This window comes from Pedobacter sp. NO84 (genome assembly GCF_059703915.1).
The window spans coordinates 2191970-2204024 of record NZ_AP046575.1 but is presented as its reverse complement, the minus strand read 5'-3'; the positions used below and the strand labels follow the sequence as shown (position 1 = coordinate 2204024).

The following is a 12055-nucleotide window of genomic DNA, read 5'->3' as shown; positions in this document are numbered from 1 at the left end:
ATTAGCTTTAACTTTGTACAGGCATAAATTTATGAAAAAATATCATCTCTTTATTCTGTTTATTGTCATGATTGCTGCTACTTCGGTAAAAGCACAGGAAAGTACTGCGCCACCGATTTATCCAGAAAAAGGCAAAAATGATACCATTCGCGTAGCTGCTACAAACGACAATGGCTTTATGATCCCTTGGATCGGTCTTAATGAAGTAGTGATTTACGGGAAACGTATTTGGAAGTCTGCAGAAGAACAAGCAGCTTACAATCGTTTAAGGTACAATGTATTAAAAGTAATGCCTTATGCGCTATATGCCAAAAGGAGATACGAAAAGTTAGAGCAAGACTTGGCCAAGGAAGCTGATAAAAAGATACAGAAGAAATTGGTTAAAGAATGTGATGAAGAAATAAAGAACATGTTCAATACCGAGATAAAGGAACTAACTATCACACAAGGTCAAATCTTGACTAAGCTTATAGATAGAGAAGTAGGACGAACTACATACGATATCGTAAAACAGACCAAAGGTGGTTTTGCTGCATTTTCTTATCAATTAATTGCAAGAGTTGTTGGGCATAATCTTAAAACAACCTACAGTGTAACCGAAGACAGGGATATAGAGTCTATCATTGTCAATTCTGGTTATTACCAGCAGTAAATATGAATGATACTCAAACGATATATCCATTTAAGGTTAAACTTTTAAATGGAAAAGAAAAGCACTTGTCTGATTATAAAGGCAAAGTACTGATGATCGTGAATACGGCTACTGGCTGTGGTTTTACCCCTCAATTGCAAGAACTGCAAGATTTAAGGAATGAATTTTTGGACAAAGGATTTGAGGTTTTAGGCTTTCCATCCAATGATTTTGGCGGACAGGAGCCTTTACATGGTACTGCCATCAACGAATTTTGTGAAATAAATTACGGCGTTCAATTTCCGATGTTCGAAAAGATTATGGTTCGGGGCGAGGCGGCGCATCCCCTGTTTAAGTTTTTAGGCGAAAAGAAATTAAACGGCAACATCAACTCTAGACCCAAATGGAATTTCCATAAATACCTCATCAATACGGAAGGTGAGGTTGTTGATTATTTTTATCCTTTTACCAAGCCAAGCTCATCAAAAGTTAAAAAAAAGCTTCAGCAGTTGCTCAATACCAAACTAAAATAAATAAATGAAATTAGATATTCTTGTTTTTGCCGTTCACCCAGATGATGCCGAATTAGGTTGCTCAGGAACCATCTTAAAACATATAGCCCTCGGAAAAAAAGTAGGTATAGTTGATTTTACCAGAGGTGAGCTCGGTACACGTGGCACAGCCGAAACCAGAGATATTGAAGCCGCAGATTCGGCCAAAATACTTGGCTTGCATGCCCGTGAAAATCTAAAATTTAAAGATGGATTTTTTAAGAACGACGAAGAGCATCAACTTGAGGTGATAAAAATGGTGAGGAAGTACCAACCTGAAATTATTTTAACCAATGCCTTGCACGATCGTCATCCTGATCACGGAAGGGCAGGAGATCTGGCTAATGATGCGATTTTTTTATCAGGATTAATAAAAATCGAAACTAGAATGGAAGGTGTAAGTCAGGAGGCGTGGCGGCCTCGATTAGTATTACAATATATCCAAGATCGTTACCTTAAACCTGATATTATTATTGATATTAGCGAATTTATGGACAAAAAAATAGAGGCCATACGAGCCTTCAAAACCCAATTTGATAATCCGGATTCAAAAGAACCACAAACCTATATTTCATCTCCAGAATTTTTCGAATCTGTTATTGGTAGAGCAAGAGAGTTAGGCAAAAGCATAGGGGGCGAATATGGCGAAGGCTTTACCACGCGAAAACTGCTTGGAGTGGATAATTTGTTTAACCTTAAGTAGGGCGTGTGGCGTAAGCGTTTAGCGTTTTGGATGTCCACCTGCAATCCAACAATATATCAATTTTTTTATTCAATGGTATAATAGCCGCAGATACGCAGATTAGAGTAAATCAATCTACGGATCTGCGGATTAAAATTATAGGGTCGGCAAAATCTTTTCCATTGCTTCTAATCCTAAGTCGATATGCTGTTTTTCGATGCATAAAGCAGGGCGAAAACGGATGGTCTGATTACCACAGCCTAGAAACATCACGTTATTTTCCATCCCTTTTTGGATAAAAATATTACGCATTTCTTTAGTAGGGAAGTCGAACGCACAAAGTAAGCCCCTTCCGCGAACATTGCTTATTTTATCATATTTAGTAGCCAATTGTGCTAAATTCTCTTTTAAATAATTCCCTACAACTGTAGCATTTTCACAGAGTTGATCTTCTTGAACAATGTTTAAAATTTGGGTAGAACGAACCATATCAACCAGATTGCCTCCCCAAGTAGAATTGATACGGGATGGTACGTTGAACACATTATTTTCAATTTCTTCCACTTTTTTTCCTACAAGGATACCGCAGATCTGCATTTTCTTGCCAAAAGCAACAATATCTGGCCTGGCTTGTTCGCTAAAGTGTTGATGGCACCAAAACTTTCCTGTCAATCCCACTCCAGTTTGCACTTCATCGTAGATCAAAAAAGCTTCATTTTCATCCGCCAGTTGGCGAAGTTGGATTAAGAATTCTTCACGTAAATGATTGTCGCCACCCTCTGATTGGATAGGCTCGATGATGATTGCACAAATATCATCTTTGTGGTCTGCAAATGCCTGTTTAACCTGCGAAATGGATAAAGCTTCAGTTTCTTCGGCAGTCACTAAATTTGCATCAACAAGCGGAAATTTGACCTGTGGAACACTCACTCTCGGCCAGTCAAATTTCGCAAACCACTTTGTTTTATCGGGCAAGGTATTGGTTAAGCTCAAGGTATATCCCGTACGACCGTGGAATGCTTTTTCAAAATGCAAAACCTTGAAGCCTTTTTCTTCTTTATAACCCTTAGCAAAGTTTTTTTGCACCTTCCAATCCATAGCAACTTTGATCGCATTTTCTACGGCAAGTGCTCCTCCAGCAATAAAGAAGGCATGGGGAAGGTATTCAGGAATCCCAACTTTCGAGAACGTTGACACAAACTCTGCATATTGTTGGGTATATACATCAGAGTTTGATGGATTAGCCATGGCGGCCAACAATAAATTATGTTTAAATGCCTCATCATTTATCATCTTTGGATGATTGTAGCCCAATGGCACCGAAGCAAAACAGGTAAAAAAATCTAAAAGTCGACGGTTATACTTCGAATCGTAAATATAAGCTCCCTTGCTTTTTTCCATATCATAGATGAGGTCGAAACCGTCGGCTAAAATATGTTGTTGCAAGGTTTCACTTACCTGATCTGGCGCTATACTAAGTTGGTACATGATGAATGTTTTTGATATCTTCAAAAGTAGTAAAATGAGCCAAACAATCAAATTTAAGCACTATTTTGCCCTTCCAGCCAAAATCTAGGTTTAAATGAACTAAAGTTAGTTTTTACCTTAATGTTGCTAATGATTTTAAAAATGTGGAAAAATAATAAGGTAAAAAACTGCAGTTTTTCCAGAATTCCCACAAAAAAAAACCTGATTTCCTTAGCTAATTATGTTTACCTTACCAAAAGAGTCTGGAGTCCGGAAGTCCGAAGTCGGTATTGACGCAATTAAACAAAAACCAGTTTCAACAATTAAGCATTAATAGCATGAAATACGGAGTGGTAATTAGTTTCAATTCTCTTAAAGGGATTGGTAAAATAAAAGATAACAGGACAAACGAGGAGTATACTTTTTTAAAAAGTGATTGCCCTCATGAAGTAGAAATTTTGGATGAAGTGGGCTATGAAATTGCTTCAGAAAACAATAAAATCACTGCAATAAAAGTGAGGTTAGCTTAGTGTTTCCTTAAATTTTTCCTTCATACCGAACATACCCAGTAAGCCTCCAGTATGAATGGCTAAGATTTTGTCTTCTTTTTTAAAATAACCTTTGCTATTTAGATCATCGATGGCAAAAAAGAGCTTGCCAGTATACACCGGATCAATTAACATACCTGTAGATTGGGTAAATGTTCGGATAAAATTAATCAGTTCGGGAGTGGTTTTGGCATACCCGCCGAAATGATAGTTGGTATGTAGGTTAAGCATACTGAGATCAGTTTCGTGTTTGGCTATTTCTGCTTTTATAAATTCGCCTCCTTTTAATACAGGGATAATATGAAGTTGAGCATGATGATTGTGCCTAATCAGTCCTTTTAATAACCCAGCTGCGGTTGTGCCCGTTCCAGCAGCGCAGAAGAGATGGTTAATGTCTTTGGGTAGTTCATCGATAATTTCTTCACATCCCATAACAGCTTCTGCGCAAGCTCCTCCCTCGTCTATAAAATAAGTGTTATTATCTTCGCCGAAATACTGATGATATAGATATGCTTTGTTTTTATAGCTTTCGCGATCTACGAAAATCAAGTTCATGCCAAAAAGCTTGCAAATAAGGAGCATTTCGTTTGTTATTTCTTCCCCACGTACAAAGCCGGTTGATTTAAAATTATGGCGTGCTGCAGCCGCTGCCGTTGCAACCAGATGGTTTGAAAACGCGCCGCCAAAAGTTACTAAATGGTTTTTTTGCTGGTCGGCCGCTGCCTTAATGATGTATTTAAGTTTACGCCATTTATTTCCAGAAATAAAAGGATCGATCAAATCATCTCGCTTAACCCAGATCTGGATTTTGGAAGGCAATTGGATTTGGTGTATCGGGCTTAAAATTTCCATATATTAAAAAAGCTTCCCAAAGAGAAGCTTTTTTAAAGAAAAATACTATTTTTTATTTACCAATCCCAACACCTATACCTCCATTAAAGTAACCGTATTCAGATTGGGTATAAGATGCATAAACCCTGAAGAAAGCCAAGTTTAACTGAAAACCCAATGAGGCTTTTAACGCACTTAAATCCTTGTGTTTAATGGAAACTGGGTCTGTAAAGGTAGCGGTGCCACCTGCAGTCTGAAAGTCATAGGTACCATAACCATTTAAACTAGAATTAGAGGAGTTATAACCCACACTAGCGAAGGGGGTGAAGAATAATATTTTTTTAGAAATGATGGCTTCTGTACTAAATCCTTTAAACTTTACTTCAACTTCTTGATTGCTATATTTTCCATTATTAACATCTAGTGGCAATAGGTAGGTAGTATTTGTAAAACCTAATGCTACCGCTAAATCAAATGGCAGCAATTTATCACTTTTGCCCATCAGTAATGGAAGTAATTCTACTTTGGCGCCTAAGCCAAATTGGCTTAACTTGCCAATATCATCACCTAATTTTACATCTGGTACAAAACGTAAGCTAACGTCTATGTTCTTTGGTAAACCAACGGTTAATTGGACTTGAGGTGAGGGAACAAAATTAAGGCCCAAACCTTGAGGTAAATTAAAAGTTTGCCCTGTAGGGGTTCCACTTGTGGTATAAATTTCCATTTTTGACCCTACGTTATCGTCGCCAAAGGCAGTGGGGCCAACACCCGTAGATCCTGCAGCAGGCCTGATTGTTGCTAAATTTAAAGCTCCTGCATTGTAACTGCGGTCCTTATCTGGCACAAAGGCTGCAGTTGCAGTAATTCGTAAATCAAAGCGTAGGGTACTCTTTGCTTTCGCGGTGTTTGTCCAGCCAGAATTTAATCCAATTCCCATACCTTTAAAGAGAGGGGTCATGTAGGCATCAACAAGTTTTGTAGCATCTTGAGGGGACGATTTAAATAAATCTCCAACATCATTTTGTGCTAATAAATTTAAGGGCATTAAAAAAGCACCTATAATCACCAAAGATTTAAGTGCAAAAGATTTTGTTTTCATTTTTTTATCTGATTGGTTCTCAGGAACGAAAGTATATCTTTCTGAGCAGATAAGGAAAAAAGTTGGCAATAATTTTAACGTTTTCAGTAAAATTTTTCATAAAAAAAGACCACTATAATAAATAGTTAAATCACCTCTACTAAAAACATGCCAAAAAGGTTTTAAAAATAATCTAATTGATAATCCTATTTTTGTGCCATGGAAAACAATAGTATTGATCAGGAAGAAGAGCAGGATTTATTTGAACATTTTAATATTGTAGTGGATAAGGGACAGTCGTTATTGCGTGTTGATAAATTTTTAATGCATCGGATCGAGAATGCATCACGTAACAGAATCCAGAATGCAATTGATGCGGGGAATGTTTTAGTAAATAAAGCCACGATAAAATCGAGTTATAAGGTTAAGCCATTTGACGAGATTTCTATTGTTTTCGCTCATCCGCCACGCGATACAGAAGTTTATCCTGAAAATATTCCAATTGATATTGTATATGAAGATGCTGATCTTTTGGTAGTTAACAAGCCCGCTGGAATGGTAGTTCACCCAGGATTTAATAATTATACCGGAACGTTGGTAAACGCTTTGGCCTATCACTTTGAACAATTACCCACGTTGCCTGGAAATGATGGTAGGCCGGGCTTGGTCCACCGCATTGATAAGGATACATCAGGGCTACTGTTGATTAGTAAAAACGAGATTACAATGACCAAGCTGGCAAAACAGTTTTTTGATCATACCATTACCCGTAAATACCTAGCTTTGGCTTGGGGTGATGTAGAAAAAGATGGACGTGTGGAAGGGTATATTGGCAGAAGCTTAAAAAATCGGATCATAATGGATGTTTATGACGATGAGGAAAAAGGAAAGTGGTCTGTAACCAACTATTCGGTTATAGAGCGGTTAGGCTATGTGACTTTAATTAGCTGCCAATTGGAAACAGGCAGGACTCATCAGATTAGGGCCCATATGCAGCACATCGGACATCCTTTGTTTAGCGATGCCAATTATGGAGGTGATAAAATTTTAAAGGGAACTACCTTTACTAAATATAAACAGTTTGTAGGTAATTGCTTCGAATTAATGCCCAGACAAGCATTACATGCGCAGATTTTGGGATTTATCCATCCTACTACAAAAAAATATATGGAATTTGAAGCACCTTTGCCTTCAGATTTTGATGCGGTTTTAACCAAGTGGCGAAATTATGCCAATCAATCAAATTAACTTATGTCGCAATTTATTTTATTTAACGACGAGTTTTTTGCAGCGGATCAAGGTATCATAAAAGCTAATAATAGGAGTTTTAAATTTGGGGATGGACTCTTCGAATCAATGCGGATGTGTAACGGTAAATTACAGTTCGCCATACAACATGCCGATCGATTGAAAGCTGGAATGAAAGCCCTAAAAATGGAAGGCTCTTCCTTATTTGACGAATATTTTTTAAGACAAAAAACTACAGAACTCCTTAAAAAGAACAAATTTAAAGGTAATGTTCGTTTCAGATTAACTATTTATCGCGAAGGTGAAGGTTTATATGCTCCTCAAGTTAATAAGGCTGGATATCTGTTAGAATGTACTCCCTTAGAACAATCCAATTATGAACTTAATCAAAAAGGTTTGATTATTGATGTGTTCGACGAGATTGCAAAACCGATAAATAAATTGTCAAATTTTAAGACCAACAATGCATTAGTATACGTGATGGCGGGCTTGTTTCAAAAGCAACAACGGGTTGATGAAGCGTTGATCTTAAATCAGGATGGATTTTTGTGCGAAAGTACTACCGCAAACGTATTTGTAGTGTATCAGAAAGTAATTTATACTCCGGCACTTTCAGAAGGTTGCGTGGCAGGTGTAATGCGTACTGTAATTCTCCAATTGGCAAAAACGCACAATTTCCCATTGGTAGAGGCCCAGTTAAGCCCTGAGATATTAAATGAAGCCGAAGAAGTTTTCATAAGCAATGCCAGTGGGGGTATCAAATGGATAATGGGATATGGGAGAAAACGGTATTTTAACGAAGTTGCAAAGGCGATGAGTGCTAAGTTGAACGAACTTTTAATTTAGGCTTACGAAGTCTTAAGACTTCGTAAGCCTAAAGACGCATTCCCCTTAAAAGCTCATCTATAGGCATTCTTTTTTTACCTTCAAACTGAACATCTAATAATTTGATAAAACCATCTCTTGTTGCAAATTTAAGATAGGTTTTGTGATCTGTTAAAAAGGCACCTGTAGAAATGCCCGGTTCTTTATCTTCTCTCTCAGCTTTAAAAATTTTTAAATTTTTATCGTTTAACACAGTAAATGCCGTAGGGTACGGACTTAAGCCCCTAATCAGGTTATAAACGGTTTGATTGGTTTGGTTCCAATCAACCTTGCAAAAGTCTTTAAATATTTTCGGGGCACTTTTTAGTTCCTCGCTTTCTGGCTGCGGCACTTCGTTATAATCATCATTGGCAATTGCGGTAACGGTCTTAACTATCAGTTGAGCCCCTACCACCATCAATTGATCATGGAGATCCCCTGCAGTGTCGTGATCATTAATTTCTACAGAATCAGAGAAAATTATATCTCCTGTATCAATTTCTTGTTTTAAAAAAAATGTAGTTACACCCGTTTCTTTTTCTCCGTTTATTATTACATGATTAATTGGTGCTGCTCCTCGATACTGCGGTAGTAATGAACCGTGAAGGTTGATTGTTCCTCTTGGTGGCATTTGCCAAACGATTTCGGGCAGCATTCTAAACGCAACTACTACAAAAAGATCGGCTTTTAGCGCACTTAATGTTTCAATAAATGAGGGATCCTTAAGCTTTAATGGCTGGAAAACGGATAATCCATTTTCAACAGCGTATTTTTTTACAGCGCTTTCATTTAATTTTTGTCCACGACCAGCAGGTTTATCTGCCGCGGTTACAACGCCCACAATATCAAAACCTGCTTGCTGTAAGGCACTTAACGAGGCGACCGCAAAATCAGGCGTGCCCATAAAAACTATTTTCATCCTATTTTGTTGTTTGCAGCGTGATGAAGCTACTTATAAAGTTGTAGTTTCATCTTACTATGTTGTTTTCATCTGTAATGAGACTATCAATAAATTGAGGGTTTCATCTGCGTTAAGCCAACAAAATAACTAAAAATTAACTGATATTTCTTAAAATTCTATGGTTCCTACTTCTGAAGTAATTAATTCGAGCAGTTTGGTTTTTGTTAATCCAACGCAACCTGGCATTTACAGAAAGGGAAAGCCGGGCAATTTTTATTATGTAAACAGAAAAGACGAACGCATAACCAATGAGAACGATTTAGATAGAATTAAGAAATTGGTATTACCTCCAGCATGGTCTGATGTGTGGATTTCGCCAAAGAAAAACGGTTATCTACAAGCAATCGGAATAGATGTTGCTGGCAGAAAACAATATCGTTATCACCCAGATTGGACGGCAAGAAGATCTGACCATAAGTATTTCAGGTTATTGGATTTTGGGAAAGCATTGCCTGATGCCCGTAAACAAATTGCGAAAGATTTAAGGAGAAAAGAGTTCGACGAAAGAAAGGTGTTGGCAATCTGCATGCAGGTAATGCAGAAAACCCTGATCAGAATTGGGAATGAAAGTTATAAAAAAACTTACGGCAGTTATGGCCTGAGTACGTTAAACGATAAGCATTTTAAACAAAAGGGGGATAAATATGTACTCAATTTCATTGGTAAAAAAGGGGTAAGCCATGATGTTGAATTAACGGATAAAAACCTAGCAAAACTGGTTAAAAAATGCAAGGATATTCCTGGGCAGGATTTATTTCAATTTTACACTTCCGGAAAAGAACACAAGGGAGTGGATTCGGGAATGATCAATAATTACATTAAAGAGATTACAGGAAGCGATTTCACAGCCAAAGATTTTAGAACGTGGGGCGGTACATTAGAAGCATTTAGACAACTGGCCTGTTTTACGGAGAAGTATCCAGAAATGTCTAAAAAGAAGATCATTGTTGAGGTATTAGATTGTGTGGCGAGCAAACTAGGGAATACCAGAACAGTTTGCAAAAGCTCGTATGTATATCCCCAATTACTTGTGAGTTACGAAAATGATGAATTGAAGAAATATTTCAAAAAGATAAATACGGTAAAACCTAATAGCGTTACTGCGATGCAAAATGATGAAAAAGTATTGTTGGAGTTTTTGAAGAAGGTGAAGAGTAAGGGATAGGGAGCTAGGCGTATGGCGGTAAGCGGTAAGCGTATGGCGGTAAGCGTAAAGCATTAAGCATATAGTGTATGCTCGAATTACTTCATTTTGTTTTTGATAAGGAGCAGAAATAATACCACCTCCAATTAAACCGATTGGGAGAATGACTTGGCTAGGGTTAATCAAATAAAAAATCGTTGCAAAGGCCACTCCGAGGCCAATTCGTACTAAAGCCACATTATAAAAGGGAGTCAATTCTTTTACATGATCTGTTTTCTGCTGTATAAACAGATTTTTGATTACGTGTTGAATAATATCTTCTGGGATTCCCTGTTTTTCTAATCTGGCGTAAATAACCTCCCGATCCATCCCAGCCTTCATCAACTTCATACCTTCGAGGAAAGCTTTTCTTTTCTGTTCTTCGTATGATGGCAATAAATCTTCGCTCATTTTATATGGTTATGGGATGGCTCATCGAATGGCTCATCCGATGAGTTATGCTTTTTGAATAGGATGAACGGGTTGCTCACTCCGTTCTTTTGCTTCGGCAGGATTTTTGGTTTTTGCCATTGCTGGTTCTTTCGTATATGCTTTATCAGCCTCTTTTTTAACCACCTTGTTACCCTCATCAACCTTTCCTTTTGGTTGTGGCTCTAAAAAATTGCTAGAGGCTTTCTCATTTTTCTTTTTTGCTTCGTTGTTCATGGTATGAAATATTATGGATAGAGTAAGTACTTTTTACGCATTAATCTGTATTGGCTAAGCCCAGGCTCCCAGCTGGCTCGGATTTCTTTCTCCGATTTTCCGTCTATAATTTGCTGTCTGAAATTGCCCACGCCTATTAATTTTTCAATCGTACCCATTTCCTTGCTTAACTTAGAGTTAAAGAAGTTTTCTTTTTCGGGAGATGCTTTGTACAATTCAATCAACCAGCTTAGGTTTAACATTTTAGTTTCCCTAAAGTTTGAAGTATCGTATTTTCTTAGGTCCAATCCATAACAAACCTTATCCATAAATAGAGGTGTCTCAGCCATACCTTTGATACTTGTAGGGGTATAAGAAAAACTATATTTTCCTTTTAGGTAAGGCGCTCCTATTACGGTGAAAGGAAATTGTGTTCCGCGCCCGTGATTTAAATAGGTACCTTCAAACAAACAGGTTGAAGGGTACAAGAGGATAGATTGTGCGGTATTCAAATTGGGCGAGGGTTTGATTGGCAATATATACGGCATATCGTGGTTGTAGTGGGCGTTCTTGATTACGGTAATCTTACATTTAACTTTGTTTTTTAACCATCCCTCGCCATTTAACATCTGGGCATATTCGCCAAGCGTTAAGCCGTGCACCACAGGAATAGGTTGTAAACCAATGCCTGATGCATATTGTGGATCTAAAATTGGCCCATCTATGTAAAAACCATTCGGGTTGGGGCGGTCAAATATCATCACTTCCTTATTGTTTACAGCGCAGGCCTCCATTAAGCGCTGAAGGGAATTCATGTAGGTATAAAAACGAACACCCACATCCTGTACGTCAAAAATTACAATATCCACATCCTCCAGATCTTCTTTGGTAGGGGTATTGTGCTTTCCATATAATGAAATTGCCTTGATACCGGTTTTAGCATCTACATCATCATCAACATGCACCCCTGCACTTGCGTTTCCTCTAAAACCGTGTTCAGGACCAAATATTTTAACAAAATTAACCCCACGCTTTAACAAGCTATCTACGGTAGTTTGATTACCGATAACAGAAGTCTGGTTGGCTAAAATAGCTACCCGTTTGCCTTTAAGGAGGGGCAGGTATTTTTCTGTTTGTTCTGCTCCGGTCTGAAATTTGGTCTTTGTTTTAGGTCTATCTATATTTTCGGCCCTAACTTTGTAAGGATTTGGAACATTAGGATTGAGTTTGATATTAGGGTTTTGCCCACATGCAGTTAATACAATAATTGTAAATAGAAATGTTAAAGTACTTGCAATTTTGTTCATCATTTAGGTTTTTTAAAGTATTATACTTGATTTCGAAATCGAATCAGCATTTTTGC

At 37.7% G+C, this 12055-nt stretch carries 13 protein-coding genes; 7 read left to right on the top strand and 6 right to left on the bottom strand.

What is annotated here, in order from left to right; translation table 11 throughout:
- The first annotated feature begins 31 nt into the window (after positions 1–31).
- From AC6H0V_RS09455 to bshB1, 3 genes are read left to right on the top strand one after another with little or no spacing between them, the layout of a single operon-like run.
- Positions 32–652 (top strand): DUF4294 domain-containing protein, encoded by a 621-nt coding sequence (locus AC6H0V_RS09455; RefSeq protein ID WP_497559945.1) that lies wholly within the window; start codon positions 32–34, stop codon positions 650–652.
- 2 nt (positions 653–654) lie between these two features.
- A complete protein-coding gene (locus AC6H0V_RS09450; protein WP_497559944.1) occupies positions 655–1164 on the top strand; it encodes a glutathione peroxidase in 510 nt (169 codons plus the stop codon).
- Positions 1165–1168: 4 nt separating this feature from the next.
- Positions 1169–1885, top strand: coding sequence for a bacillithiol biosynthesis deacetylase BshB1 (gene bshB1, locus AC6H0V_RS09445; protein WP_497559943.1), 717 nt, complete (start codon positions 1169–1171; stop codon positions 1883–1885).
- Positions 1886–2020: 135 nt separating this feature from the next.
- Here the strand turns inward: bshB1 and lat are convergent, their stop codons facing one another.
- The gene (gene lat / locus AC6H0V_RS09440; protein WP_497559942.1) at positions 2021–3352 is read right to left on the bottom strand and encodes an L-lysine 6-transaminase; all 1332 of its coding nucleotides are present in this window, start codon (positions 3350–3352) and stop codon (positions 2021–2023) included.
- A 317-nt stretch (positions 3353–3669) separates the two neighbouring features.
- Here lat and AC6H0V_RS09435 point away from each other — a divergent pair, with 317 nt between their 5' ends.
- Entirely contained in the window at positions 3670–3861 is a 192-nt protein-coding gene (locus tag AC6H0V_RS09435; protein WP_497559941.1) for a hypothetical protein, read from the top strand.
- Here AC6H0V_RS09435 and AC6H0V_RS09430 read toward each other — a convergent pair.
- Positions 3853–4731 (bottom strand): 1-aminocyclopropane-1-carboxylate deaminase/D-cysteine desulfhydrase, encoded by an 879-nt coding sequence (locus tag AC6H0V_RS09430; protein WP_497559940.1) that lies wholly within the window; start codon positions 4729–4731, stop codon positions 3853–3855. The genes AC6H0V_RS09435 and AC6H0V_RS09430 overlap by 9 nt on opposite strands.
- 52 nt (positions 4732–4783) lie before the next feature.
- Positions 4784–5812 carry a DUF6588 family protein gene (locus tag AC6H0V_RS09425; RefSeq protein ID WP_497559939.1) on the bottom strand — a complete coding sequence of 343 codons (1029 nt, stop codon included), beginning with the start codon at positions 5810–5812 and terminating at the stop codon, positions 4784–4786.
- Between the two features lie 198 nt (positions 5813–6010).
- On the opposite strand from AC6H0V_RS09425, the gene AC6H0V_RS09420 reads away from it, so the two are divergent.
- A complete protein-coding gene (locus tag AC6H0V_RS09420; RefSeq protein ID WP_497559938.1) occupies positions 6011–7039 on the top strand; it encodes an RluA family pseudouridine synthase in 1029 nt (342 codons plus the stop codon).
- A gap of 3 nt (positions 7040–7042) precedes the next feature.
- Positions 7043–7885 carry an aminotransferase class IV gene (locus AC6H0V_RS09415; RefSeq protein ID WP_497559937.1) on the top strand — a complete coding sequence of 281 codons (843 nt, stop codon included), beginning with the start codon at positions 7043–7045 and terminating at the stop codon, positions 7883–7885.
- A 28-nt stretch (positions 7886–7913) separates the two neighbouring features.
- On the opposite strand, the gene fmt is transcribed toward AC6H0V_RS09415, so the two are convergent.
- On the bottom strand, positions 7914–8822 hold the full coding sequence (gene fmt / locus AC6H0V_RS09410) for a methionyl-tRNA formyltransferase (RefSeq protein ID WP_497559936.1): 909 nt from the start codon (positions 8820–8822) through the stop codon (positions 7914–7916).
- Between the two features lie 160 nt (positions 8823–8982).
- Here fmt and AC6H0V_RS09405 point away from each other — a divergent pair, with 160 nt between their 5' ends.
- Positions 8983–10029, top strand: coding sequence for a DNA topoisomerase IB (locus tag AC6H0V_RS09405; protein ID WP_497559935.1), 1047 nt, complete (start codon positions 8983–8985; stop codon positions 10027–10029).
- Between the two features lie 474 nt (positions 10030–10503).
- Here AC6H0V_RS09405 and AC6H0V_RS09400 read toward each other — a convergent pair whose 3' ends face one another.
- A complete protein-coding gene (locus AC6H0V_RS09400; protein WP_497559934.1) occupies positions 10504–10713 on the bottom strand; it encodes a hypothetical protein in 210 nt (69 codons plus the stop codon).
- Between the two features lie 11 nt (positions 10714–10724).
- Entirely contained in the window at positions 10725–12002 is a 1278-nt protein-coding gene (locus tag AC6H0V_RS09395; protein ID WP_497559933.1) for an exo-beta-N-acetylmuramidase NamZ family protein, read from the bottom strand.
- Positions 12003–12055: the final 53 nt, after the last annotated feature.